This is a genomic window from Kumtagia sp., assembly GCF_059502445.1.
The window spans coordinates 40,063-63,235 of sequence record NZ_JCACER010000040.1 but is presented as its reverse complement, the minus strand read 5'-3'; the positions used below and the strand labels follow the sequence as shown (position 1 = coordinate 63,235).

Below are 23,173 nucleotides of genomic sequence, written 5' to 3'. Positions count from 1 at the left end.
AGCTGCCAATCTCCCCCCTTGCGGGGGAGATGTCCGGCAGGACAGAGGGGGGTGCTGTCCAGCCGACCTGTCCACCGTGTCGCGCGCCGCCCTCACCGCTTCACCTCCCACGTGGTGACACGCTCGCCGGTGACGGGGTCTTTTCCGTCCTTGAGCTGGATGCCCTCAGCCAGAAGCTCGTCGCGGATGCGGTCGGCCTCGGCCCAGTTCTTGTCGCGGATGAAGGCGAGGCGTGCCTCGATACGCGACATGATGACTGCCGTCGGTAGCTGAACGTCGCGCTGTAGCCACTCGATCGGACTCTGATTGAGCAAGCCAAGCAGCCGAGCCGAAGCTAGGGCAACAGCCGCGTCCTCCGGCTCATAGAAGTCCCAGCCCAACTCTGAAATGCCCGTCTCAAGCTCGCCTATTTGAGAAGAACTAAACATCAAGGCGAGTTCTTCAAACGCTCTCGCCGTATTAAGATCGTCGGCCAACGATTCAAGGAAATGGCTACGTGGTGCGCTGGGCTCTAAAGGCCATACTTCAGCGAGCATTCGGTACCAGCCAGTTAGAATATTCTCCGCGTTTTCCAGCTTGCGCACTGAAAAATCGATCGGCTCGCGATAATGCGTCATCAGCATCGCCAGCCGCAGCACCTCGCCAGGCCATTTCCGCCCCCCGAACTTCTCCGTGTGCAGCAGTTCGAAAATGGTGACGAAATTGCCCTCGCTCTTCGACATCTTCCGCCCCTCGACCTGCAGAAAGCCGTTGTGCAGCCAGTAATTGGCCATCACGTCGGTGCCGTGGGCGCAGCGGGACTGGGCGATCTCGTTCTCGTGGTGGGGGAAGATCAGGTCGAGGCCGCCGCCGTGGATGTCGAAAACCTCGCCGAGATAGGCGGCCGACATGGCCGAGCATTCGATGTGCCAGCCGGGGCGGCCGCGGCCCCACGGCGAGTTCCAGCCCGGCTCCTCGGGGGAAGAAAGCTTCCAGAGGACGAAGTCGCCGGGGTTCTTCTTGTGCGCGTCGACGGCGACGCGGGCGCCGGCCTGCTGCTCGTCGAGCGGGCGTTTCGACAATTGCCCGTAATCCGGCATCGAGCCGGTGTCGAACAGAACTTCGCCTTTGGCTTCATAGGCATGGCCGCGTTCGATAAGGCGCTGAATCAAGGAAATCATGTCGGCGCGCCCGTCGGCGCGCGGCTCGACGAATTCGGTGGCGCGCGGCTCGTGCGTCGGCGCGAGGCAGCCGAGCGCCCTGACGTCCTCGTGGAACTGGGTGGCGGTCTTTTCGGTGACGCGGCGGATCGCCTCGTTGAGCGAAAGCCGCCCGGCGGCGATCTCGCCGCCGAAGTCGCGCAAGGCCCGGTCGTTGATCTTGTCGTCGACGTCGGTGATGTTGCGGACATAGGTGACGTGGTTTTCGCCATAGAGGTGGCGCAGCAGGCGGAACAGCACGTCGAAGACGATGACCGGCCGGGCATTGCCGATATGGGCGAAGTCATAGACGGTCGGCCCGCACACATACATGCGCACGTTCTTGGGGTCGATCGGGACGAAAACCTCCTTCGCCCGCGTCAGCGTGTTGGTGAGCCGCAAACCCTTGCCGTCCGTCATCGTCCGTCCCGATCCGTTTTCAAGGAGCTCCGCCGGACGGCGCAAGCTCCAGCCTGCTGGCCGGGACGGTTTTCGTGTCGGAGAAGGATGAGCGAAAACGACCGGACCAGCGACAGCGCTAGCCGATAATGCAGATGCCGCAAATGGCGATCGTCGTTTTCATGGTCCGCCTTATGGCGCCGCGCCGGCGTTTTCGTCAAGCGCCTGATCGCGAAATGCGACAGGCCGCGCGCGAATGTTACGACATCGCCGCACGGGCGGCACCTTTTCGTTGCATTCTCCGGCTAAATTAAAAGCTTGGCAGAACGCGGCCGGAGGCGGTCGTGTCGGGAAAGCCACACCGACAAGCTTTCCTTAAGCATGCCTATACATAATCGTTCGAATTGTCGGAGAATGTAGGAGTGCCGGCCACGGATTCGTCAAAATCGACACCCACGTGACCGGCAGCAGGACCTACCCAAGGGAAGAGTAAAATGTCCATCCTCAAGAGCGAAGCCGAACGGGCCCGCGCTCAATATGCAAGCCTCGTCAAGCACTACCGTGCGATCGGCCCTGCGGCCATCGCGGCGGCGGTCGCCGCGGCGAAGAAGCGGAAGCCCGCAAAGCCGGCCAAGGCCTGAAGCACGGCCGAGGACGCCTCCCCGCCAAAGGGCGAGGCCGACGGGCGATCCTGAACGCGGCCGCGGGCCGGGGGGATCGCAAAGCTGAGAAACCATTGACCGGTTGCCAGCCGCCTGCTCAGCGGGCGGTGGTTTGGTGCACGCCGCCGACGACAGATCCCAGCGCCATGCCGCCGCTCACAACAGGCTGAGCTGGCCATCGTCGGGCGGCGGCCTGCGCTTGGGCTCCGCGGCGACGACCGTCTCGACGGCGGCGACACGCGCCTGGATCTCCGGGCCGGTGTTGGCGACCTTGTTGACGAGGTCGGACACCGGGATCGCCTCGAACAGGCCCGGCTCGGCCGGCCGCATGATGTCGGCGACGTCGCGCGGTTCCAGCCGGCGGCAGTCGAGCCAGCGCGAAAAATCCTCGGGCCGCACCACCACCGGCATGCGGTTGTGGATCGGCGCGATGTCCGGGCTGGCTTCGGCGGTGAGAATGGCGCCGGTGTCGATCTCCGAGCCGTTCGGGTCGGCATAAGTCTCCATCAGGCCGGCAAAGGCGACAAGCCCGCCCTGTCGCGGCTTGAGGAAATAGGGCTGCCTGGTGCGGCCGACGGTCCTCCATTCGTAGAAGCCGGTCGCGGGAACGAGGGCGCGGCGGTGCCGCAGCGGCGCCTTGAACGCCGCCCGCTCGCCCGCCGTCTCGGCGCGCGCGTTGATCAGCAGCGGCAGGCTTTTCGGATCCTTCGCCCAGCCGGGGATGAGTCCCCAGCGTACCAGCAGCGCCCTCCGGTCCGGCAGGTTCGAGCCCGGGTCGCGCGGCGGACCGGCGATCGCCATCAGGATCGGCTGCGTCGGCGCGATGTTGTAGCGCGGCGGGAACGCCTCCAGGTCCATCAGCGCCAGGAACAGCGCAACCTGGTCCGGCGTCGCCGTCAGCGTGAACCGTCCGCACATGCCGCCCCACCCTGTCCTGTCTGAAGCCCCGCCGAAGGAACCCGGGGCAACCGAAACGCGCATGCGGGCCATGCGGGAAACCGGTCCCGATTCGCGTCGCCATGCGCTAACAGTGTGGCGATGCGGGACGACGGCCGCAACCGCCGCGGTCATGAGTCCCGCCGGACCGCACAGGAGGACCGCCCGCATGAGCGAAGCCGCTCCCATTCCAGCCGTGTCGGTGGCGCTGGTGCGCGGCGACCGCGTGCTCCTTGTCAAGCGCGGCCTGGCGCCGTCGCGCGGCCTCTATGCCTTCCCCGGCGGGCGCGTCGAGGCCGGCGAAACGCTGGAGCAGGCGGCGCGGCGCGAACTGTTCGAGGAGACGGGCCTGCAGGCCGGCCCGCTCACCCCCGTCGCCGACCTGGTGGTGGGCGGCGCCAAGGGCGACGCGCCTGTTCTCTACCGGCTGCAGGTGTTTTCAGCGCCGCATGTCGGCGGCGAGCCGGTGAGCGCCGACGATGCCGAGGAAGCCGCCTTCTTCACCCTCGAGGAATTGCGGGCGCTGCCGCTCACCGGCTCGATCGAGGAGATCGCCGAGCGCCTGCTGGTGCTCCGCTGAGCCGTGCGCAAGCGCCCTCTTCGCCTTCCCCTCGCCAAAATGATCTGCCAGAGTTTGCGCATGGGACGGGTCACAGCGGCAGCAATCGCCTTGTCGGCGGTCGTTTTCACGGCCGCGTCCGTTCCGGCACGGGCGGCGGACGGACCGTTCGAGGGCGGCCTGCTGCGCCTCTCCGAAATCCTCGGATCGCTGCATTTCCTGCGCAACCTGTGCGGCGAGAGCGGCGACACCTGGCGTTCCGAGATGGAAAAGCTGCTGGCGACGGAAAATCCCGATGCGGCGCGCCGCGCCCGCTTCATCGCCAGCTTCAACCGCGGCTACCGGTCCTTCGAGGGCACCTATACGAGCTGCACGGCCTCGGCGACGGAGGCGATCGGCCGCTACATGAAGGAAGGCGAGGAACTGACGCGCGAGATCGCGACGCGCTATGGCAGTTAGGACGCTGTTAACTTTTCCGGCAATGCGGGCGTGCAGTGCTGGGCAAGTGTGGTAGAAACCCTTAACGGGACATTAAAAATTTGAATCAACTTGGCCGTGCACGGTCGCGATTCAAGAGTGATGCGAAGGGTGCGGATGTGAGTATCGAGCAGAACGCGAGTGACATCGACGCCTTGGTGCGCGAGGAGAAGCGCCTCACTGCCGTCGAATGCCACACGGAGGCCTGGGCGGAAGGACTTTCGGCCGGGATCGAGGCCGACATCATCGCCGAAGCCGCCCTGGCCACCGCGCTCGGCGAAATCTTTCGCAGCAATGGCGAAGAGGTCGCCCTCTCGCTTCTCGACAAAATGCGCGAAAAGTTGATCGCTGGAGAGTTCGCTCCCTCCCAATCGCGACATTGAGTCGCCCCGAAAGCCGGCAATCCATGGTATGAGGCTGGCCGGAATCGCGGCGCGGGGCCGCGTTCGCGGAGAAGTTGGAATGAGCATCAAGACGCCCGCGCAACTGCCTTCCCGAACGAAAAGAGGCATCTTCGAGACCTGCCGGCCGGCTCTGATCGGGCTCGGCCTCGGCATAGTCACCTCACTGGCCGCACAGCCCGCCTTCGCCCTCAGCGAGATCAAGCGCGAGGAACTGCCCGCTCCCGGCGCGGCGCAGCCGGACGGCGTCGACAAGGCGGTGCCGCTGCCCGATCCGATCGCCCCCTCGACGGAGGCCGAGCCGGAGGACGGGACGCCGGCCGAGCCGGGGACGGCGGTCGATCCCGCCGGGCCCGACACCGAGCAGGCGATCGAGCGGCCCGAACCGGACGAGCCCCTGCCGGAAATCCAGTACGACGTTTCCAAGCTGCCGCCGGCCGTCGGCGAGTTGCGCGACCAGCTGCTCGCCATCGCCAAGAGCGGCGACATCGAGAAGCTGCGGCCGCTGCTCGGCGCCGGCGACGACATGACCCAGCTTTCGCTGGCGGGCATCGACGGCGATCCGCTCGAATATCTGAAGGGACTCGCCGGCGACGAGGACGGCCAGGAGATTCTTGCGATCCTAGAGGAGGTGCTTTCGGCCGGCTACGTCCATCTCGACGCCGGTACGGCGGAAGAGCTCTACGTATGGCCGTATTTCTTCGCCATCCCGATCGACAAGCTCACCGGCCCGCAGCGGGTCGAGCTGTTCAAGATCGTCACGGCCGGGGACTATGAGGAGATGAAGGCCTACGGCTCCTACATCTTCTACCGCATCGGCATCACGCCAGCCGGCCGCTGGGCGTTCTTCGTGGCGGGGGAGTAGGCCCCGCCACGCGGCGGAACTACTCGATCGGCAGCGCCTCGGAAAACCGCACCGGCCGGCCCCTGCCCGGCGTCACGATCTCGCCTTCCCACATGATCCGTACACCGCGCACGAAGGCGCCGACCGGCCAGCCGGTGATGCGCTTGCCGTCATAGGGCGTCCAGCCTGCCCGCGAGCCAGCCTGGGCATTGGTGATCGTCTCCGTCCGCTTCAGGTCGACGATGGTGAAATCGGCGTCGTAGCCGGCGGCGATGCGGCCTTTGCCGGCCATGCCGAACAGGCGGTTCGGGCCGTGGCTGGTCAGGTCGACAAAACGCTCCAGCGTGAGCCGCCCGGCATTGACGTGGTCGAGCATGATCGGCACCAGCGTCTGCACGCCGGTCATGCCCGACGGCGACGCCGGATAGGGTTTTGCCTTTTCCTCTAGCGTATGCGGCGCATGGTCCGACCCGAGCACGTCGACGACGCCGTCGGCAACGCCGAGCCAGACGCCGTCGCGGTGGCGGGAGGCGCGCACCGGTGGGTTCATCTGGATCAGCGTGCCGAGCCGCTCATAGTCGTCCGCCGTCAGCGTCAGGTGGTGCGGCGTCGCCTCGCAGGTGGCGACGTCCTTGTGATCGCGCAGGAAGGCGATCTCCTCGGCCGTCGAGATGTGCAGCACATGGATGCGGGCCCTCGCCTTGCGCGCCACCGACACCAGCCGCTCGGTACAGCGAAGCGCTGCGATCTCGTCGCGCCAGACCGGGTGCGAGGCCGGATCGCCCTGCATACGCAGGCCGGCGCGTTCGCGCAGGCGGAACTCGTCCTCGGAATGGAAGGCGGCACGCCGCCGCGTGTTCCTCAGGATCGAGAAGACGCCGCCGTCGTCCTCGACCAGAAGGTCTCCGGTGGACGAGCCCATGAACACTTTTATACCGGCGGCGCCCGGCAGCCGCTCCAGCTCGCCCACCTCGGTGGCATTGTCGCGGGTGCCGCCGACCCAGAAGGCGAAGTCGCAATGCATGCGGTTCGTCGCCCGCGCCACCTTGTCGGCCAGCGCCGCCTCGCTGGTGGTCAGCGGGTTGGTGTTGGGCATCTCGAAGACGGTGGTGACGCCGCCCAGCACGGCGGCGCGCGATCCGGTCTCCAGATCCTCCTTGTGCTCCAGGCCGGGCTCGCGGAAATGCACCTGGCTGTCGACCACGCCGGGCAGGATGTGCAGGCCGGTGCAGTCGACCGTCTCGCCGGCTGACGCCCGCGACAGGTCGCCGATCGCGGCGATGCGCCCGCCGGTAACGCCGACGTCGCGCCGGCCGACGCCGTCATGGTTGGCCACCGTGCCGCCTGTCAGGATGAGGTCGTAGGTCGCCGCCATGTCTGTCACCGCACTTGCCCGCTTGTCCGGCCGGGCTTACGTAATGGCCCTGCCGTTTGCAAGCTTCGAGCCCGTCCATGCCCACCGCATTCCTGACCGACCGAGCCCTGGTTTCCGTTAGCGGGCCGGATGCCGAGCATCTCCTGCAGAACGTGATCACCACCGATCTCGACGCGCTGGCGGCGGGCGAGGTCAAACCGGGGGCGCTGCTCGCGCCGCAGGGCAAGATCCTGTTCGACTTCCTGATCTCGCGCGACGGCGCGGACGGCTTCCTGCTCGATTGCCGCGCCGACGTCGCCGACGACCTGGCGCGCCGGCTGAGCCTCTACCGGCTGCGCGCCAAGGCTGAGATCGCCAAGCGCGAACAACCGCTTGTGCAGATCTGGTGGCAGGATGATTCAAGTCCCTCGCAATCCGATTCAACGCCGGCGGAGGGGCTGCGCGACCGGCGCTTCGCCGAGCCGTCGGCGGTCCGGCGCGCCTATCCGCGGCGGCAGGAGGGCGACGGCGACCTCGCCGCCTGGCAGGCCTTCCGCATCGCCAGCGGCATCGCCGAAAGCGGCGTCGACTACGCGCTGGGGGACGCCTTCCCGCACGACGTTCTGCTCGACCAGGTCGGCGGCGTCGGGCTGCGCAAGGGCTGCTATGTCGGCCAGGAGGTGGTGTCGCGCATGCAGCATCGCGGCACCGCGCGGCGGCGCGCACTGATCGTCTCCGCGCTGGGCGAGTTGCCGGCGCCCGGAACAGACATCCTCGCCGGCGGACGGCCGATCGGCTCGCTCGGATCGACGGCCGGTGCCTCGGCGCTCGGCATCGTGCGCATCGACAAGGTGAAGGCGGCCATGGATGCCGGCCAGCCGATCACCGCCGGCGACGCGGTGCTGTCGCTCGCCATACCCGCCTGGGCGACCTTCACCTTCCCGCAGGACACCGCCGCGGAGGAGGCATGATGGCGGACCGGCGAGGCGCGCCGCCGCGCGCCTGGCAGCGCATGCTGTCGGGCCGCCGGCTCGACCTGCTCGATCCCTCCCCCTTCGACATCGAGATCTCCGACATCGCGCACGGCCTGTCGCGGGTGGCGCGCTGGAACGGCCAGACCGCCGGCGACCACGCCTTCTCGGTGGCGCAGCATTCTTTGCTGGTGGAGACGATCTTCTGCCGGCAGCAGCCCGACGCGAATGCCGACCAGCGGCTCGCGGCGCTGCTGCACGATGCGCCGGAATACGTCATCGGCGACATGATCTCGCCGTTCAAGCTGGTGGTCGGCGGCGACTACAAGGCGGTCGAGGAGCGCCTGCACCGCGCCGTCCATCAACGCTTCTCGCTGCCCCCGCCGGGAACCGGCAGCCTGAAGCAGCAGATCAAGCGCGCCGACCAGGTCGCCGCCTATTTCGAGGCGACCGTCCTCGCCGGCTTCGACACGGCGGAGGCAGCGCGCTATTTCGGCCGACCTGCCGGCATCGCGCTCGCCGCCGAGGATCTCGCGCCGATCTCAGTAAAGCATGTCCAGCGCCTGTTCATGCGCCGCTTCGATGAACTGGAGAAGTCGCGTCTACCCGAAGGCGCGACATCTTCGGTGAAAAGCAAAGCCGTCTGAACATTCCATCTTGCGCAAGCTTTCGGATTGCGACAAATTCATTGAACCTTCGGGTGGAAACGCGAACAACAAGAAAAAGATCGGCAGGGCGTGCGGGCGGGCTCACTGCATATCCTGGGCATGTGCTGCGCACTCTATGTCGCTGTCGTCGCAGCATTTGTTCCAAAAGACTTTGCCATCGTCTTGTGGCAGCACGTCATTGTCTTTGCCATTTCGCTGCCGATCATCGCCGCGGTGACGATCGGCGTCGCTGCGTTTCTCGAGAACCCTGCCGCGCCGCTCAGCGGCGCCAGGAAGATATTTAGGACGTTTCAGCTCGGCGCGGCGGCCAAGATCGTTCTGGTGTTCCTGCTCGGCGTGGTCGCCTACAACACCTTCAAGTTCAACATACCCCGCCTGATCCCCTTCTACGCCGATCCGTTTTTTGCCAATCTGGACGACCTCCTGCACGGGCAGCAGCCGTGGCGGCTGCTGCACAAGCTGCCGCGCGGGCTGACATCCGGCATCGTCGATTTCTTCTACTCCGTGGTCTGGTTCGGCCAATGGTTCGGCATCCTGCTCTATGTCGCGCTGTGGAACGGCGGCGCGCGCAAGGAGCGCTATCTGTGGGCACTGGCGTTGACCACGCTGGTCGTCGGCACCGTGATGGCGACGGCGCTGTCCTCGGTCGGCCCGATCTTCTACGACCGGTTCTACGGCGGCTACCGCTTCGACCATCTCGCCGACACGCTGGAAGCCGACGGCCCGCTCTCGGTGAAGCGGTTCGCCGCCTATCTGATCGAGACCTATGACGGGCGGGCCGCCAGCTTCGGCAGCGGCATCTCGGCAATGCCTTCGATGCACATCGCCATCGCCACGCTCAACGCACTGTTCCTCGCCGGCTTCCAGCGCTCGCTGGCGATCGCCGGCTGGGCGTTCCTCGCCATCATGCAGTTCGGCTCGGTCTATACCGGCTGGCACTATGCGGTGGACGGCTATGTTTCCATGCTGGTGGTGGGCCTGATCTGGTGGTTGACCGGCCGCTACTTCCTGTCGGCTGAACCGCTCGTCAGGCCGGTCAAGGTCCGAGCCCGAACCGCCGTCCGGATGGCGGTGCGCAAGCAGACCCGCAGGCCGGAAGGATCGGCGACGTAAGCCGGCGCCACGGTTTTTTTCAGCGGTCCGCCCGATTCCGCCGGCTCAAGCGACACGGCACCCGACTCAGGCCGGCGGCGGCAGGCTCCTGTCGGCCTTGCATTTCGACAGCGGAAGGATCTTGCCGGCGAAGACCCGGGTGATGCGCTGGTCCTCCGCATCGGTCTCGACCGTCATGCATGCGCAGCCATAGCCATGCCCCGAACCCGGAACGTTGGTCTCGACGAACTGCTTTGAATCGAAGTCGGGAGCGTTGTCGACGCCTCGGGCGTCCGGCCCTTCCGCCTCGCCCTGCGAGGTGATCGTCCAGGTCGCATCCTTGTCGACCAGCCACAGATTGCCGGGCGTCGGGTTGACATACCATCCGCAGCGCCGTTCGGCCGCATACGCGGCCGTCGCGGCCAGGCCGACGGCCATCGCGCAGGCAGCCAGGAGGATCGTCGAGCCGTGTCTCAAGTGCCTTCCTCCGCACGGTACATCTCATGGTAGCAGAAGGTTCGGCCAGAAGAAGCCCCCTGCGGTAGCGGAAAACCGGCGCCGCAGGAGGTGGCGCACCGCGCGCCGGCTCAGACGAAGTCGTCGCCGGTGGCGTAGCCGGAGCGGCCCAGCGCCGCCGTGATGTCGTCCAGCGACACCTCCTGGCCGTCGAACTTCAGCGTCTCGACGCCCGACACCAGCAGGTCGGTGCCTTCCGTGCGGTCGCCGCGGGCGTGGATGACCTCGATGCCGGCGTCGGTGCGGCGGAAGTTGAACTCGTCGAGGTTGTTCAGCCAGAGCGCGGTGTCGTCGCCTTCGCCGCCCCACAGCCGGTCATGGCCGGTGCCGCCGAACAGCGTGTCGTCGTCGGCGCCGGCGCTCAGCAGGTCGTTGCCGCTGCCGCCGCTGAGATAGTCGTCGCCGTTCTCGCCATAGATGCGGTCGTTGCCGGAGCCGCCCCAGGCGCGGTCGTTGTCGACGCCGAGATAGATCAGGTCCGAGCCGCTGCCGCCATAGGCGTCGTCATTGCCCTCGCCGGCGCGGATCGTGTCGGTGCCGGCCCCGCCGTCAAGGCGGTCGTTGCCGTCGTCGCCGGAGATGATGTCGTTGCCGATGCCGCCGGTGATGTTGTCGTTGCCGTCGCCGCCGTACAGCGTGTCGTTGCCGTCGCCGCCGTCGAGACGGTCGTTGCCTTCGCCGCCATAGACGCGGTCGATGCCGGCGCCGCCGAAGACGAAGTCGTTGCCGGCGTCGCCATAGAGGACGTCGTCGCCGGCCTCGCCGTAGATGCGGTCGTCCTCGCCGCCGCCGCGGATGGTGTCGCGGCCATTGCCGCCATAGAGGCGGTCGCCGCCGGCCTCGCCATAGATCAGGTCGTTGCCGTCGCGGCCGTAGATCAGGTCGTCGCCGCTGCGGCCGTAAAGCTTGTCCGCAGCCGAGGTGCCGGTGATGCGGTTCGCGTCGTCATTGCCGATGATGGTCGCCATTGTCGTCTCTCCGTTGGGAACGGGGACCGGCTGATGTGGTCACCGTCTTGCGGTGGGAGAAACGGGAGGTGCCGGGCCTTATTCCCGGCAGGCTCGAAAATTCGAAAGGCGGCTGCGCGCCTCTACCGCCCCTGCCGATCGAGCCGGTCGAGGAACCATTGTGTAAGCCGCACCCAGACCTCGTCCTTCTCGCCGGTGTCCTCGCAGCCATGGTCGAGATTGGGATTGTCGTTGACCTCGATGACGAAGACGCCGTCCTTCGTCTCCTTGAGGTCGACGCCGTAGAGGCCGTCGCCGATGCAGCGCGCCGCCTTCACCGCCGTCTCGACCACATGCGGCGGCGCCTCCTTCAGCGTGAAGGTTTTGATGCCGCCCTGGTCCGGCTTGCCGTTGGCCTTGTGGTTGACGATCTGCCAATGGTGCCGCGCCATCAGGTAATGCACGGCGAACAGCGGCTGGCCGCCGAGCACGCCGACCCGCCAGTCATAATCGGTCGGGATGAATTTCTGCGCGATCAGCAGATCGGACTCCTCCAGCCAGGCCTCGGCCAGCGCCTTCAGCTCCTCGAAGGTCGACGCCTTCTTGACGCCGCGCGAGAACGAGCTGTCGGGGATCTTCAGCACCAGCGGGAAGCCGAGCGTGTCGGCGGCGAGCTGCAGGTCGGCCGGGCCGGCGATCATCACGGTCGGCGGCACCGGGATCTTGTTGAAGGCCATCAATTCGTTGAGATAGACCTTGTTGGTGCAGCGGATCATCGACAGCGGGTCGTCGATGACCGGCATGCCCTCCTGCTGGGCGCGGCGGGCGAAGCGGTAGGTGTGGTTGGAGATCGCCGTCGTCTCGCGGATGAACAACGCGTCGTAGTTGGCGAGCTTGGCGAGGTCGCGCCGGGTGATCGGCTCGACCTCGACGCCCATCTTGTCGGCGATGCGCGCCCAATGCCGCAGCGAGCCGATCTCCGACGGCGGCAGCTCTTCGTGCGGGTCGACCAGCGTCGCGAAACTGTAGCGCGCAGGGGTGCGCGTGCGTGAATCGCGCCATTCGCGCCCCGTATAGGTCTCGAGGCCGGCGAGGAAGCGCGGCTTGTCCTCCGGCGCCAGCCGCGCCAGCGAGTGCAGCCCGATTTTATGGATCGACGCCCATTGCTGGCTGTCCTTGATCGTCACCTCGAGCGCAGGGGCGCGGAACCAGTCGAACAGGAGCTTTGCAAAACGGTCCCACGCCTTGGACGGACCTATGCCGAAGAAGATCAAGACCTTGGCCGGAAAGGCGCCGCCGAGATCCTTGCGGCACTTGTTGAGCGCCGTCTCCAGCTCCGGCAGCGCGTTCTCGTAGAGCTTGCGCTCCGACAGGTCGATCATCGTCTCCACCGTCGGGATGACCTTGTGGCCGCGCGAGCCGGCGAGCAACGAGGCATAGTAGCCGCGGCTCTGATAAGCATACGTGTTGGACAGGTTGATCACCTTCGGCCGCTGACCGCGGAACAGCGCGGGATGCGCGAGGTAGTCGCGGTTGGTGATGATCTTGTGCGGCGTATCGACCTGTTCGAGATCGCTGTTGCGGCCAGTCAGAATGACCCAGCTCATCGAGAATCCCATTTGCCAAGGCGTTGCGGATTGGTGCGGCGAGGCGGCACGGTGGCCTCAGGCAGGCGGCGGCGCGCTCGCCCCCGGCGGCGCAGGCGATGCATGCGCCACCTCCGCCAGCGGCTTTTCGAAGCGCAGCGCCGGCGCGCCGTCGGCATAGTAGCCGTCGAGGCGGCCGAAGGGCCGGTAGCCGGAGGCTTCGTAGAGGCGGACGGCGCGAAGATTGTCCTCGCGCACCTCCAGCCGCAGCGTCGCCGCGCCACCCGCTGCGGCGGCTCGCTCGGCGGCGGCGAGCAGCGGCCGGCCGACGCCGGAACGGCCGGGCGCCGCCGCGATCGAATAGAGCCGCGCCCTGCGGCTGCCGGCCCTCGACAGAACGACGCAGCAGCCGACCACCCTGCCCGCCTCCTCGGCGACGAGCACTTCGGCACTGCGGCTGGCGATCAGCCCGCGGAACGCCCGGCGCGAGATACGGTCCTCAGCGAAGACGGCGTCCTCCACCGCCACGAGGGCGTCGAGATCGGACGCGCGGGCCGGGCGGATGTCGAGGGTCATTGCGGTCGGGGAAACCTCTGCGGCGAGAGAAGCGGACACGGCGCACCCTGCAGAGTCAGAAACCGACGCGGCATCGTGCGCGAAATCGCACCGCGATTCGGGCCGAATTGTGACTGGCCGGGATACCTGCGGCCTTGCCCCGGCCGAAGGCCGACAGGATCAGCCCGCCAGCCCTTCCTTGATCTGGCGCCAGGCGCTGCCGACCACCTCGTCGCGCCGCCCTTCCGGCAGGGAGCTGACGATGGCGCAGCCGAAACCCTGGTCCAGCCACCAGATGGCGACCGGCCCGTCGCCGCCGGCGGCATAGGTGCCCCTGGCCTTCTCCCTGCCTTCGGCCATCATGTAGATCGACACCTGCTCGCCGGCCTTGTCGCGGTAGACCAGGAGCGCCGCCGCCTTGTGCCCGGCCGGCAGGATACGGCCGCCAAGAAGCTCGAAGCCCTGCGCCGTGAGGTCGGGCGCGACCAGCCGCAACCCCGTCCGCTTGGACAGCCAGTCCTGGAGATAGTCCCTGTCGCCGCCCGCCACCTCGACGGCATGCGCCGGATCGGCGGCGTAGGTGGCGTAGGCGGCGATCGCATCGTCGGCGAGGCGCTCGCCCTCCCCCTCCCCGCCGAGCGGCAGGCCGCCGGCGAGATAGCCGGCAAGGGCTCCCACGACGAAGAGGGCAGCGGCGGCCGCGGCGTTGCGCCACCAGACGGCGCGTGGCGGCTCGCTCGCGCGCTCCTCCTTTACGACGGCCGTCAGGCGCTCGGGCAGCGGCTCCTCGGCCACTCCGGCCACCGCCGCGCGCAGCAGGTCCACATCGTCGGCCAGGCGGGCGGCGCGCGCCTTGCGCTCCGGATTGGCCTCGAGCCACTTCTCGTAGGCGGGGCGCTCGTCCTTCGGCAGTTCGCCGTCCAGCGCCAGGTGGATGTCGCGCTCGGTGAAATCGCGCTCGCTCATCGGTCCACCACCCGGATCGAGCGTCGGCGCGCGCCGTCTTCGAGCAAGGCGCGCAGGTCGTCGCGTCCGCGGGCGATGCGCGACATCAGCGTGCCGGCGGGAACGCCGAGGATGACGGAGGCCTCGGCGTAGGAAAAACCTTCGACCGACACCATCAGGATGGCGGCGCGCCGCTCCGGGCTGATCGCCTGCAGCGCCTGCAGCACCTCGCGGGAGGCGGCGTCCTCGGTCTGGTCGGCGGCAACCGACATCGCCTCATGGCCGTCGAGCGGCAGCATGGCGGCCTCGCCGCGCCGCTTCTCCCTGCGCATCTGGTCGACGAAGAGGTGATGCATGATCGTGAACAGCCATTTGCGCGGGCTTTCGCCGGTGCGCCAGTTATCCAGATGGCCGAGCGCCCGCTCCAGGCAGTCCTGGACGAGATCGTCGGCGCGGTCGGCATCGCGCAGCAGCGCGCGCGCATAACGGCGCAGCCGCGGGATCTCTTCCAGGATCGCTCTCCGCCTGTCGTCCATGCGCGACGCTCGCACCGCCCCCTCTTTCCGACTTCAACCGATTTCGCTCTGTCGGACAAGCCCTCGGCGACGGAGGCCGGGCCGCTCGTTGCCTGCCACAAGAACGCCGGCAAAGGGCAAATTCTTCCCAATCCATCAATGAAACTGAACGGTACGTCTACGCAATTCATTTCGGCCGGCATGGCCGGTCGGATAGGATGCCGCGCATCACAGGAGGCAGGCAATGGCATCGGCGAGCAGCACGGCGGGAGCGCGGCCGTTTCCCTGGGCGATCATCGTCTGCGGCTGCCTGATCGCGGCGCTGACCTTCGGGCCGCGTTCGGCCATGGGCTTCTTCCAGTTGCCGATGCTTGCCGAGAAGGGCTGGGACCGCACCACCTTCGGCCTCGCCATGGCGATCCAGAACCTGTTCTGGGGCCTCGGCCTGCCTGTCTTCGGCGCCGTCGCCGATCGCTACGGCACCTGGCGCGTGCTGGCGCTGGGCGGCATCCTCTACGCGGCCGGCCTCCTCCTGATGGCGACGGCGGATTCGCCGACCATGCTGCACATCGGCGGCGGTGTGCTGGTCGGGCTCGGCGTGGCGGCCGGGTCCTTCTCGATCGTGCTCGCCGCCTTCGCCCGCCACACCCCGCCAGAGAAACGCTCGCTGGTGTTCGGCATCGGTACGGCCGCCGGCTCGGCCGGCATGTTCCTGTTCGCGCCGATCAGCCAGGGCATGATCGACGCCTTCGGCTGGTCGCAAACGCTGGTCTACATGGCGATCGCCATGCTTGTGATCCCCGTGCTCGCCGCGCCGCTCGCCGGCAACTCGCACGGCAGCGCCCAGCAGGCGCAGGCGGCGTTCCAGCAGACCGTCGGCCAGGCGCTGCGCGAGGCGCTCGGCCATTCGAGCTACGTGCTGCTGGTGTCCGGCTTCTTCGTCTGCGGCTTCCAGGTCGCCTTCATCACCGCGCATTTCCCCGCCTATATCGGCGACATCGGCATCTCGGCGAGCTACGCCGTGATCGCGCTGGCGCTGATCGGCTTCTTCAACATCATCGGCTCGCTCGCCTCCGGCGTCATCGGCCAGCATTATCCTAAGCCGATCTTCCTGGCACTGATCTATATCGCCCGCTCGGTGGCGGTGACCGCCTTCCTGCTCTTGCCGCAGACGCCCGCCAGCGTCATCGTGTTCGCCATCGTGATGGGCCTGCTCTGGCTCTCGACCGTGCCGCCGACCAACGCGCTGGTCGCCATCATGTTCGGCACGCGCCATCTCGGCTTGCTGGGCGGCGTGGTGTTCCTGTCGCACCAGATCGGCTCGTTCCTCGGCGTCTGGCTCGGCGGCTATCTCTACGACCGCTTCGGCACCTACGATCCGGTGTGGTGGCTTGGCGTGGCGCTCGGCATCTTCGCCGCGATCGTGCACTGGCCGATCCGCGAGAAGCCGGTTGAGCGGCTGGCGATGGCGCCTGCGGAGTAGGTTTTTCTCAGGGGACAGTTTACTTTGTTTCCGCCCGCGCCAGCCTCGAAGCGGCGGTGCCTTACTGCGGAAAAAAGTAAACTGTCCCCGGCACTTACATCTCACTCGCCGCGAATTCACATCTGCAGGCATCGCTTTTCGCGGGCGTTTTATCCCCTTCCCTTCCGCTTCCACTATACTTGCGCCCGAAAGCCGCTCCCTGCGGGAATCTGGTGCGCACCGGGTATCAGGAGGGAGCGTCGGCGCCGGGTCGGTCGTGCAATCGGTAGCGCGGCTGGCGTGAGCTGGAGACCCGGGCCCCAGCCGCGAAGGTCGCGCGAATGCGGGTTAGCGGACGGGCAAGAACGCCGGCGGGGCGCGGGTCACCGCGCCACGTACTTTACTTAGAGAGGCTCGGCCCCGCGCCCCGCTTCCCGCACTTCTCCCGCAAGGGAGATTCAATGGCCAGGGCCGAAAGGCAGCGTGGCGACGATGAAGATCGGCCGCAGAGGACAGTTTACTTTCTTTCCGCAGAAAAGCTGTGCCGCTTCAAGGCCAGCGCGGGCGGAAAAAAGTAAACTGTCCCCGGCACCAACTCATGACCTAACCCGCCGCCGCCCTGGCGAGCAGCCGCTGGTAGAACAGGCCGATGCCGATGAGCACGGCGCCCAGCCCGATGAAGGACAGAGCCCTCAGCACCCCTTCGAGCGCCGACATGTCGAACAGAAACACCTTCGCCACGGCAATCGCGATCACCGCGCCGGAAGCGGCGCGCGTCAAGTAGGAGCCGGTGCGCACGCCGGCCGCCAGCAGGCCGACGCCGATGACCAGCCACAGCGCCGAATAGCTGTAGGTCTCGAGCGGCTCCATGCCGCTCCAGAAGCCGATATGCTCGCCCTGGAACAGGCGGCGCACGGACAGCGTCGCGTAGGCGAAGGCGAGCGCCGCGGCGGCGATGCCGAGCATGAGCGAGTACCATGGCGGCCGCCGGCCCTGCGCATACCAGGCGAGCGCCGCGCAGGCGGCAGCCGGCAGCAGATAGGCCAGGAAAAGCAGGTTGAAGAAGGGGATGCCGCCGGTCGATTCGTCGGTGAACAGTGGGTTGAGCAGCAGGAGGTGCTGCGTGGCGATGGCCGCGACGGAAAACACGCCGATGCCGAGCGAGGCATGCCGCAGCACCGGGCTCGGTGCCTTGAGGTCGAGCGAGATCAGGATGGCGCCGGCGGCAAGGGCGATCAGCGTGTAGATCGCCTGCTCGGCCAGCGTGAGCGTGCCCGTGTCGATGATGCCGCCATGCATGGCGTGGCGCACCAGCATGGCGAGCGTCAGCAGCGCGAAGAACAGCGCCGACGCCTCCATCGCGAGCCTGGGCCGGCCGCCGGTGGTGCGCGCCAGCTGCCAGGCGGCGAAGCCGAAGGCCAGCGCCGGGATGCCGTATCCCGGCAGCAGCGCGTTGAAGACCGGGGTGGTGCCGAGCCGCATCCAGCCGACGATGGTCGGATCGCCGGCGACGCGCACGAGAACCATGACCACCGCCGCCGCCGACAGCCAGCCGAGCGCCGGCCAGGCGCGCCGCCGCGTGGCGAGTGCCGGAAGCATCGCGGCGGCGCCGGCGAGAATGGTGGTCAGGCCCGGACCGAACGCCATGTGGATGGCGGCGAGGAGCGCCGCGAAGCCACCCGCGAGCAGGATGGAGACGGCGGGTCCGCCCGTGGAAGCCGGGTTTTCCCGGCGCGCCGCCTGCCCGGCGCCGGCCGCGAGCAGGCCGGCGAGCAGCAGTGCGGCGAAGGCGTAGCGCAGGTCGATATCCGGATTGCCGAGCGCGATCCAGAGCGAGCAGAGGATCACGAAGGGAACGGCCGCCGCAGCCCCGGTCCACGTGGCCGACGCCATGGGGCTTCCGATGAGCGCGCGAGCCCGCCACAGGCCGGCTACGAGGAACAGGACCGTCAGGGCAAGGCCGGGATAGAGCAGCGCGTTGGTCGAAGGAAGAACCGCAAACCCGTCGACCTCCACCGGCTCGCCCATCAGCTCGAACGCGAAGGTTCCGGACAGGCCGACGCGCAGGAAGACGAGCGCAGCGCCGATCGCCGCACCGAAGAGCAGCGGCAGCGCCTCGGCGCGCCAAACGGCGACGGCGACCATCGCGGCGAAAAGCGCCGTGCCGCCGGCAAGGCCGCCGCTCGGCCGCAGGGCGGGATCGAGCAGCAGGACGGCGGCAGAGAGCGCCACGAAAAGAGCGGGAACGGCGGCCGGGACGGCATTGCGGACAGTTTCCCACGGCTCCTTGTCGCGGCCGCCGATCCAGACCAGGGCGAGCGTGGCCAGCATGACCGCGTTGATGAACAGCACGATCCAGAGATCGGCCGGCTCCACCTCCGCCAGATAGACCAGGCACCACAGGCCGACGCCGGCGAACGCGGCCGCGGCGAGAAAAAGCCAGCGGCGGATGCGGGCGATCGCGATCGATGCGACCAGAACGACCGCCAGATAGCCGAACAGCCCCCAGGCGTTGGGCGATTGCGAGGCGACCAGCACCGGCGTCGCCAGCGCGCCGAGCAGGCCGACACCGGCCAGCGCCTGGCCATGCACGAGCGCCAGCGCCAGCGTCGCGATACCGACCGCGCCGAGCAGGAACAAGGCGGCGGCCGGTCCGATGAAGCCGTATATGCCATGCGCGGCATAGACCGTGCCGAACAGCGTGAAGGCGCCGGCTGCGGTGAGGATCGCCGGGATATAGGCGCCGGCGATGCCGGGAACCGGCACGCGAAAGCCGGTGCGGCGGACGAACTCGCCGGCGGCGAGCAGCGCCAAGCCGAAAAGGGCTGCCATCAGCAGGCGCACGCCCGGCCCGAACAGGCCGACCTCGAGGGTGTAGCGCACCAGGAAGATGCCGCCGAGCGCCAGCGCGATGCCGCCTATCCACACCGCCCAGCGTGTGCCGAGCGCCGTCTCGATGTCTGGCCGCTGCCGGGCGGGTGCGGCCTCGGCAGGCTTCGCTTCCTCGGCGGCCGTGTCCGCTCCGGTGCTGGCCGGCTCGGAAACAGGAGCTGCCGGTTCGGCGTCAGGCGTCGAGGCGTCGGGCTCGTCGGAAACCGCTTCGGAGCCTATAGCCATTTCCTGCCGCGCAGCTCCGGTCGCCGAGGCCGCAGCGGCGGCAGCGGGCTGTCGCAGCGCCGCAAGGCCGGGCTCGTCCTCGATCCCGGCTTCTTCCACCGACGACACGGCTGTCGCAGCCGTCGCAGCCGTCGCCGCCGCGGATGCCTCGGTTGCACCCGCGGGCTTGGGCTGCGCCTTGCCCTTTTCCGGCAGGGACGACACGAAGGAGCGGAGCGCGCCGATCTCCCGCTCAAGCAGGCGGACACGCTCGCGGAGGCGCGTGACCGTGACGATCAACACGACCACGCCGACCATGGTCAGCAGACCGAAGAAACTGTCGATCATGTCCCGCGCCCCCTCGCCCGCGGCCCCTTAGCGTCCCGCCAGCCTGGCGGCGGGGAAGATGGAGCATGTCTCGGTGCCGAAGGCGAGCAGCTTGCCGGCGGCGTCTTTCAGCGTGGCTTCCGAGACCGCCAATGTGCGGCCGCGGTGCACGACCTTGCCTTCGCACACCACCTCGCCCGTTTCCGGCGTGATCGGGCGCAGGAAATTCACCTTGAACTCGGCCGTCGTATAGGCTTCGCCGGCCTCCAGCGTCGTGTGCACGGCGCAGGCGAGTGCCGAATCCATCAGCGTCGCGGCCCAGCCGCCATGCACGCCGCCGAGCGGGTTGAGGTGACGCTCGCCCGGCAGGCCACGGAACACCGCCCTGCCCGGATCGGCCTCGGTCAAGGTGAAGGCGAGCGTGCCGGCGATCGGCGGCGCCGGGTATTCGCCGGCGATCATCCGGCGCAGCAGGTCCAGCCCGGGCATGCTCGTCAAGTCTTCGCGCGGGATGACGCCGAGGCCAAGCCGCGAGACATGGCCCGGAAACAGTTCGACTTCGCTCATGCGGCGTTTTCTCCGATCGGGCCTGCCGCCTTGCGCAGCGCGCCGAGAAAGGCGGCGCGCGCCTCCGGCTCGGCGACGCCGCGCGGTTCGTAGACATGCCTTGCCAGGAAGAAGCCGGTCAGCCGGAACGCCTGGTCGAGCGCCGCCGGATCGGCGCGCCGGCCGGGACCGGCGACGAGGAAATCGGGCAGCGCCAGCATCTTTTCCTGCCAAGGCGCACCGGCCGCCCGCGATACCGCCCGGCCGGATTTCGGCGAGACATAGGCGAGATCTGTGCGCGCGCCGGTTGCCGCGCATTCGGAAAGGTCGAGGCCGAAGCCCAGCTCCTCGAGTACCATCAGCTCGAAGCGCGCCACCAGCTCGCCGGCGAGCAGCGGCTCGTCGAGATGGCGGATCAGCAGCATCAGCGTCTCGTAGAGGCCGGAATGCACGTCGCGCTCGGGCATCAACCGCAAATGCGCGGCGATCGTCTGCAGGCCGAAGACGGCGGCGGCGCTGTCGAACAGCCTTGCAGCGTTGAGCTCCACCGCTTCCGCCTGGAAGGTGCCGAGATGCTCGTCGAGGCGGGCCCGCCAAACCAGGTCAACGCGGTTGCCGGCCTGCAGCAGCGGCTGCTGCTTGCGCGAGCGCCCGCCGCGCACCAGGCCGAGATGGCGACCGTGGCCGCGCGTCATCACCTCCAGGATGACAGACGTCTCGCCATGCCGGCGTGTGCCGAGGATGATGCCTTCGTCGCGCCATTCCATGGCGCGGAGCCTTTCATGGAAAGCAAGGCAAGATCAAGGTGGGGCGTCTGGTGCCGGCAAATCATATGTCTGACCGGGCATTCGGTTGCCTTCCCTACCGCGCCGAACGGTTTTGGATTCGCCACAAGTGTTTGTCCCGAAACCCACTGCATACTTTCTCCCGACGGGCGCTAATATCCCTGGTGCTCATCCTCTCTGGAATGGTGGAGGTCACAATGTTCGATGATATTGAGTTGCGGCACCTGCGCCGTTGCGTGGAGCTGGCCGCCGAAGCACTGGAGAAAGGCGACGAGCCGTTCGGATCGGTTCTCGTCGCGGCCGACGGCACCGTGCTGGCGGAAGACCACAATCGCGTTGCCGGCGGCGACCAGACGCGGCATCCGGAATTCGAGCTGGCGCGCTGGGCAGCCGCCAACATGACGCCGGAGGACCGGGCAAAGGCGACCGTCTTCACCTCCGGCGAGCATTGCCCGATGTGCTCCGCGGCGCATGGCTGGGTCGGACTCGGCCGCATCGTCTATGCCGCGTCTTCCGCGCAGCTTGTCGACTGGCTCGCGGAACTTGGCGTTGCCGCGGCTCCCGTCGCACCGCTGCCGATCCAGCAGGTCGCGCCGAACGTCGTCGTGAAGGGTCCAGCGCCGGAATTGGCGGAGGAGATCCGCGCCCTGCACCACCGTTTCCACGAAGAGCGCAACACTGCACGCCCGATCTAGCGGGCGTGTCGAAGCGCGATGGGATGCGCTAACTTAGTGGGGAAACTCCAGTCCCATCTCACGGAACCGCTCCGGATCGTCGCTCCAGTTCTCGCGCACCTTGACGAACAGGAAGAGGTGCACCGGCTGCTCCAGAATCTCGGAAATGTCCTTGCGCGCGGCCTGGCCGATGGCGCGGATGGTCTCGCCCTTGGCGCCGAGCACGATCTTCTTCTGGCTGTCGCGCTCGATATAGATCACCTGCTCGATGCGGACGGAGCCGTCCTTCTTCTCCTCCCATTTCTCGGTCTCGACATGGGAGGAATAGGGCAGCTCCTGATGCAGCCGCAAAAACAGCTTTTCGCGGGTGATCTCGGCGGCGAGCTGGCGCATCGGCAGGTCGGAGAGCTGGTCCTCGGGATAGTACCAGGGCCCGGCCGGCAGCGCGGCGGCGAGATAGTCGAGGATGTCGTCGCAGCCCGTTCCCGTCAGCGCCGAGACCATGAAGGTGCGCTGGAAATCGGCGCGCTCGTTGGCGTCCCTGGCGAGCGTCAGCAGCGTCTCCGGCTTCACCCGGTCGACCTTGTTGAGGACGAGGATCTTCGGCTGGCGCACGTCCTTCAGCCTGTCGAGCATGGCCTCGGCGTCGCCGCGGATGCCGCGCTCGGCGTCGATCAGCACCATCACCATGTCGGCGTCCTTGGCGCCGCCCCAGGCGGTGGTGACCATCGCCTGGTCGAGGCGGCGGCGCGGCTTGAAGATGCCGGGGGTATCGACGAAGACGATCTGCGCCGCGCCATGGGTGGCGATGCCGCGCACGATGGCGCGGGTGGTCTGCACCTTGTGGGTGACGATCGACACCTTCGCGCCGACCAGGCGGTTGACCAGGGTCGACTTGCCGGCATTTGGCGCGCCGATGATGGCGACGAAGCCGGAGCGGGTCTCGGCAGGCTGGGTTTCGGTCATGATGCGGCCCTTTCGGCGGTCCACACGCCTTCGCGAATGAGAAAAGCGGTTGCCGCCGCCTCTTCAGCGGCGCGGCGCGACGGGCCGCTGGCACGCGAGGAGGCGAAGCCCGAAACGGTCACCATGACGGTGAAGATCGGCTCGTGGTCGGGGCCCTCGCGGCTTTCGATGACATATTCGGGGCGGGCGCCGTTGGCCTGCGCCAGCCACTCCTGCAACTCGGATTTGGGGTTGCGCGGCTTGTCGACGACCGTGCGGGAGCGCGGCTCCCAGCAGCGCAGGATGAAGGCGCGCGCCGGTTCCATGCCGCCGTCGAGATAGATGGCGGCGATCAGAGCCTCGACCGCGTCGGACAGATAGTTGCGGGCCTTGCCGGCCTTGGCCTTCAACGCCGCGTCGGCGCGGATCAGCTGGTCGAGGCCGAGCTCCGCCCCGACGGCGCCGCAGGTGCGTGCATCGACCAGCGCGTTGAAGCGCGGCGCCAGATCGCCCTCGCGCGCCTCCGGAAACAGCCGGAACAGCATGTCCGCCACCACCAGCCCGAGCACGCGGTCGCCGAGGAACTCCAGGCGCTCATTGTTGACCACCGCCTTGACCGCGCTGGAGTGGGTCAGCGCCGTCTCGGCCAGCCGGATGTCGCGGAAGGCGTGTCCCGTGCGCTCGTGAAGGGCCGCGGCGAGCGCTTCCCCGGTCGGCCGCTTCAGCGCCATGG

General features: G+C 67.8%; 24 protein-coding genes. 10 read left to right on the top strand and 14 right to left on the bottom strand.

Features of this window, described 5'->3' with window-relative positions; genetic code table 11:
- Positions 1-92: 92 nt before the first annotated feature.
- Complete coding sequence (gene cysS / locus AC5JDC_RS14960; protein WP_495842274.1) at positions 93-1,598, bottom strand: cysteine--tRNA ligase; 1,506 nt, start codon at positions 1,596-1,598, stop codon at positions 93-95.
- Positions 1,599-2,071: 473 nt separating this feature from the next.
- Between cysS and AC5JDC_RS14955 the strand changes: the two genes are divergently transcribed.
- The gene (locus tag AC5JDC_RS14955; RefSeq protein ID WP_106775464.1) at positions 2,072-2,218 is read left to right on the top strand and encodes a transcriptional regulator; all 147 of its coding nucleotides are present in this window, start codon (positions 2,072-2,074) and stop codon (positions 2,216-2,218) included.
- A gap of 177 nt (positions 2,219-2,395) precedes the next feature.
- On the opposite strand, the gene AC5JDC_RS14950 is transcribed toward AC5JDC_RS14955, so the two are convergent.
- The gene (locus AC5JDC_RS14950) at positions 2,396-3,157 is read right to left on the bottom strand and encodes an SOS response-associated peptidase (RefSeq protein ID WP_495842272.1); all 762 of its coding nucleotides are present in this window, start codon (positions 3,155-3,157) and stop codon (positions 2,396-2,398) included.
- 187 nt (positions 3,158-3,344) lie between these two features.
- Between AC5JDC_RS14950 and AC5JDC_RS14945 the strand changes: the two genes are divergently transcribed.
- The 4 genes from AC5JDC_RS14945 (at position 3,345) to AC5JDC_RS14930 (ending at position 5,477) form a co-directional block, all read left to right on the top strand.
- Positions 3,345-3,755 (top strand): NUDIX hydrolase, encoded by a 411-nt coding sequence (locus tag AC5JDC_RS14945; RefSeq protein ID WP_495842270.1) that lies wholly within the window; start codon positions 3,345-3,347, stop codon positions 3,753-3,755.
- Positions 3,756-3,815: 60 nt separating this feature from the next.
- Positions 3,816-4,193, top strand: a complete 378-nt coding sequence (locus AC5JDC_RS14940; RefSeq protein ID WP_495842268.1) for a TIGR02301 family protein — start codon at positions 3,816-3,818, stop codon at positions 4,191-4,193.
- A gap of 143 nt (positions 4,194-4,336) precedes the next feature.
- On the top strand, positions 4,337-4,594 hold the full coding sequence (locus tag AC5JDC_RS14935; RefSeq protein ID WP_106775491.1) for a hypothetical protein: 258 nt from the start codon (positions 4,337-4,339) through the stop codon (positions 4,592-4,594).
- Between the two features lie 79 nt (positions 4,595-4,673).
- Positions 4,674-5,477, top strand: a complete 804-nt coding sequence (locus tag AC5JDC_RS14930) for a hypothetical protein (RefSeq protein WP_495842266.1) — start codon at positions 4,674-4,676, stop codon at positions 5,475-5,477.
- 19 nt (positions 5,478-5,496) lie between these two features.
- On the opposite strand, the gene AC5JDC_RS14925 is transcribed toward AC5JDC_RS14930, so the two are convergent.
- Entirely contained in the window at positions 5,497-6,831 is a 1,335-nt protein-coding gene (locus AC5JDC_RS14925; RefSeq protein ID WP_495842264.1) for a dihydroorotase, read from the bottom strand.
- Between the two features lie 77 nt (positions 6,832-6,908).
- On the opposite strand from AC5JDC_RS14925, the gene ygfZ reads away from it, so the two are divergent.
- From ygfZ to AC5JDC_RS14910, 3 genes are all read left to right on the top strand, one after another.
- Positions 6,909-7,781: a CAF17-like 4Fe-4S cluster assembly/insertion protein YgfZ gene (gene ygfZ / locus AC5JDC_RS14920; protein ID WP_495842262.1), complete on the top strand. Its 873-nt coding sequence runs from the start codon at positions 6,909-6,911 to the stop codon at positions 7,779-7,781.
- Entirely contained in the window at positions 7,778-8,428 is a 651-nt protein-coding gene (locus AC5JDC_RS14915; RefSeq protein WP_495842260.1) for an HD domain-containing protein, read from the top strand. The genes ygfZ and AC5JDC_RS14915 overlap by 4 nt, the downstream gene beginning before the upstream one ends.
- A gap of 183 nt (positions 8,429-8,611) precedes the next feature.
- Positions 8,612-9,562, top strand: a complete 951-nt coding sequence (locus AC5JDC_RS14910) for a phosphatase PAP2 family protein (RefSeq protein WP_495842258.1) — start codon at positions 8,612-8,614, stop codon at positions 9,560-9,562.
- Between the two features lie 66 nt (positions 9,563-9,628).
- Here AC5JDC_RS14910 and AC5JDC_RS14905 read toward each other — a convergent pair whose 3' ends face one another.
- From AC5JDC_RS14905 to AC5JDC_RS14880, 6 genes are all read right to left on the bottom strand, one after another.
- Entirely contained in the window at positions 9,629-10,018 is a 390-nt protein-coding gene (locus tag AC5JDC_RS14905) for a DUF4087 domain-containing protein (protein WP_495842256.1), read from the bottom strand.
- A gap of 110 nt (positions 10,019-10,128) precedes the next feature.
- Positions 10,129-11,025, bottom strand: a complete 897-nt coding sequence (locus tag AC5JDC_RS14900; protein WP_495842254.1) for a calcium-binding protein — start codon at positions 11,023-11,025, stop codon at positions 10,129-10,131.
- Between the two features lie 122 nt (positions 11,026-11,147).
- A complete protein-coding gene (locus AC5JDC_RS14895; RefSeq protein ID WP_495842252.1) occupies positions 11,148-12,611 on the bottom strand; it encodes a RimK family ATP-grasp domain-containing protein in 1,464 nt (487 codons plus the stop codon).
- 57 nt (positions 12,612-12,668) lie between these two features.
- Positions 12,669-13,166 (bottom strand): GNAT family N-acetyltransferase, encoded by a 498-nt coding sequence (locus AC5JDC_RS14890; RefSeq protein ID WP_495842250.1) that lies wholly within the window; start codon positions 13,164-13,166, stop codon positions 12,669-12,671.
- Positions 13,167-13,325: 159 nt separating this feature from the next.
- Positions 13,326-14,111, bottom strand: coding sequence for an anti-sigma factor family protein (locus tag AC5JDC_RS14885; protein WP_495842248.1), 786 nt, complete (start codon positions 14,109-14,111; stop codon positions 13,326-13,328).
- On the bottom strand, positions 14,108-14,626 hold the full coding sequence (locus AC5JDC_RS14880) for an RNA polymerase sigma factor (RefSeq protein ID WP_106775476.1): 519 nt from the start codon (positions 14,624-14,626) through the stop codon (positions 14,108-14,110). The genes AC5JDC_RS14885 and AC5JDC_RS14880 overlap by 4 nt, the downstream gene beginning before the upstream one ends.
- Positions 14,627-14,849: 223 nt before the next feature.
- On the opposite strand from AC5JDC_RS14880, the gene AC5JDC_RS14875 reads away from it, so the two are divergent.
- The gene (locus AC5JDC_RS14875; RefSeq protein WP_495842246.1) at positions 14,850-16,088 is read left to right on the top strand and encodes an MFS transporter; all 1,239 of its coding nucleotides are present in this window, start codon (positions 14,850-14,852) and stop codon (positions 16,086-16,088) included.
- A gap of 582 nt (positions 16,089-16,670) precedes the next feature.
- Here AC5JDC_RS14875 and AC5JDC_RS14870 read toward each other — a convergent pair.
- The 3 genes from AC5JDC_RS14870 to recO are packed head-to-tail and all read right to left on the bottom strand — an operon-like array spanning position 16,671 to position 20,803.
- Positions 16,671-19,511 (bottom strand): DUF2339 domain-containing protein, encoded by a 2,841-nt coding sequence (locus tag AC5JDC_RS14870; RefSeq protein ID WP_495842244.1) that lies wholly within the window; start codon positions 19,509-19,511, stop codon positions 16,671-16,673.
- A gap of 27 nt (positions 19,512-19,538) precedes the next feature.
- Positions 19,539-20,057 carry a PaaI family thioesterase gene (locus tag AC5JDC_RS14865; protein WP_495842242.1) on the bottom strand — a complete coding sequence of 173 codons (519 nt, stop codon included), beginning with the start codon at positions 20,055-20,057 and terminating at the stop codon, positions 19,539-19,541.
- Complete coding sequence (recO, locus tag AC5JDC_RS14860) at positions 20,054-20,803, bottom strand: DNA repair protein RecO (RefSeq protein ID WP_495842240.1); 750 nt, start codon at positions 20,801-20,803, stop codon at positions 20,054-20,056. Before recO ends, AC5JDC_RS14865 begins: the two co-directional genes overlap by 4 nt.
- 215 nt (positions 20,804-21,018) lie before the next feature.
- Here recO and AC5JDC_RS14855 point away from each other — a divergent pair, with 215 nt between their 5' ends.
- Complete coding sequence (locus AC5JDC_RS14855) at positions 21,019-21,516, top strand: nucleoside deaminase (protein WP_495842238.1); 498 nt, start codon at positions 21,019-21,021, stop codon at positions 21,514-21,516.
- Between the two features lie 33 nt (positions 21,517-21,549).
- Here the strand turns inward: AC5JDC_RS14855 and era are convergent, their stop codons facing one another.
- Both era and rnc read right to left on the bottom strand, forming a co-directional pair.
- Positions 21,550-22,461 carry a GTPase Era gene (gene era, locus AC5JDC_RS14850; RefSeq protein ID WP_106775494.1) on the bottom strand — a complete coding sequence of 304 codons (912 nt, stop codon included), beginning with the start codon at positions 22,459-22,461 and terminating at the stop codon, positions 21,550-21,552.
- On the bottom strand, positions 22,458-23,171 hold the full coding sequence (gene rnc, locus AC5JDC_RS14845) for a ribonuclease III (protein WP_495842235.1): 714 nt from the start codon (positions 23,169-23,171) through the stop codon (positions 22,458-22,460). The genes era and rnc overlap by 4 nt, the downstream gene beginning before the upstream one ends.
- Positions 23,172-23,173: the final 2 nt, after the last annotated feature.

What these genes read in the sequence shown, in the direction of transcription:
- cysS (WP_495842274.1), bottom strand. Translation starts at nt 1,598, where the DNA reads ATGACGGACGGCAAGGGTTTGCGGCTCACCAACACGCTGACGCGGGCG.
- AC5JDC_RS14955 (WP_106775464.1), top strand. Translation starts at nt 2,072, where the DNA reads ATGTCCATCCTCAAGAGCGAAGCCGAACGGGCCCGCGCTCAATATGCA.
- AC5JDC_RS14950 (WP_495842272.1), bottom strand. Translation starts at nt 3,157, where the DNA reads ATGTGCGGACGGTTCACGCTGACGGCGACGCCGGACCAGGTTGCGCTG.
- AC5JDC_RS14945 (WP_495842270.1), top strand. Translation starts at nt 3,345, where the DNA reads ATGAGCGAAGCCGCTCCCATTCCAGCCGTGTCGGTGGCGCTGGTGCGC.
- AC5JDC_RS14940 (WP_495842268.1), top strand. Translation starts at nt 3,816, where the DNA reads ATGGGACGGGTCACAGCGGCAGCAATCGCCTTGTCGGCGGTCGTTTTC.
- AC5JDC_RS14930 (WP_495842266.1), top strand. Translation starts at nt 4,674, where the DNA reads ATGAGCATCAAGACGCCCGCGCAACTGCCTTCCCGAACGAAAAGAGGC.
- AC5JDC_RS14925 (WP_495842264.1), bottom strand. Translation starts at nt 6,831, where the DNA reads ATGGCGGCGACCTACGACCTCATCCTGACAGGCGGCACGGTGGCCAAC.
- ygfZ (WP_495842262.1), top strand. Translation starts at nt 6,909, where the DNA reads ATGCCCACCGCATTCCTGACCGACCGAGCCCTGGTTTCCGTTAGCGGG.
- AC5JDC_RS14915 (WP_495842260.1), top strand. Translation starts at nt 7,778, where the DNA reads ATGATGGCGGACCGGCGAGGCGCGCCGCCGCGCGCCTGGCAGCGCATG.
- AC5JDC_RS14900 (WP_495842254.1), bottom strand. Translation starts at nt 11,025, where the DNA reads ATGGCGACCATCATCGGCAATGACGACGCGAACCGCATCACCGGCACC.
- AC5JDC_RS14895 (WP_495842252.1), bottom strand. Translation starts at nt 12,611, where the DNA reads ATGAGCTGGGTCATTCTGACTGGCCGCAACAGCGATCTCGAACAGGTC.
- AC5JDC_RS14890 (WP_495842250.1), bottom strand. Translation starts at nt 13,166, where the DNA reads ATGACCCTCGACATCCGCCCGGCCCGCGCGTCCGATCTCGACGCCCTC.
- AC5JDC_RS14885 (WP_495842248.1), bottom strand. Translation starts at nt 14,111, where the DNA reads ATGAGCGAGCGCGATTTCACCGAGCGCGACATCCACCTGGCGCTGGAC.
- AC5JDC_RS14880 (WP_106775476.1), bottom strand. Translation starts at nt 14,626, where the DNA reads ATGGACGACAGGCGGAGAGCGATCCTGGAAGAGATCCCGCGGCTGCGC.
- AC5JDC_RS14875 (WP_495842246.1), top strand. Translation starts at nt 14,850, where the DNA reads ATGGCATCGGCGAGCAGCACGGCGGGAGCGCGGCCGTTTCCCTGGGCG.
- AC5JDC_RS14870 (WP_495842244.1), bottom strand. Translation starts at nt 19,511, where the DNA reads ATGATCGACAGTTTCTTCGGTCTGCTGACCATGGTCGGCGTGGTCGTG.
- AC5JDC_RS14865 (WP_495842242.1), bottom strand. Translation starts at nt 20,057, where the DNA reads ATGAGCGAAGTCGAACTGTTTCCGGGCCATGTCTCGCGGCTTGGCCTC.
- recO (WP_495842240.1), bottom strand. Translation starts at nt 20,803, where the DNA reads ATGGAATGGCGCGACGAAGGCATCATCCTCGGCACACGCCGGCATGGC.
- AC5JDC_RS14855 (WP_495842238.1), top strand. Translation starts at nt 21,019, where the DNA reads ATGTTCGATGATATTGAGTTGCGGCACCTGCGCCGTTGCGTGGAGCTG.
- era (WP_106775494.1), bottom strand. Translation starts at nt 22,461, where the DNA reads ATGACCGAAACCCAGCCTGCCGAGACCCGCTCCGGCTTCGTCGCCATC.
- rnc (WP_495842235.1), bottom strand. Translation starts at nt 23,171, where the DNA reads ATGGCGCTGAAGCGGCCGACCGGGGAAGCGCTCGCCGCGGCCCTTCAC.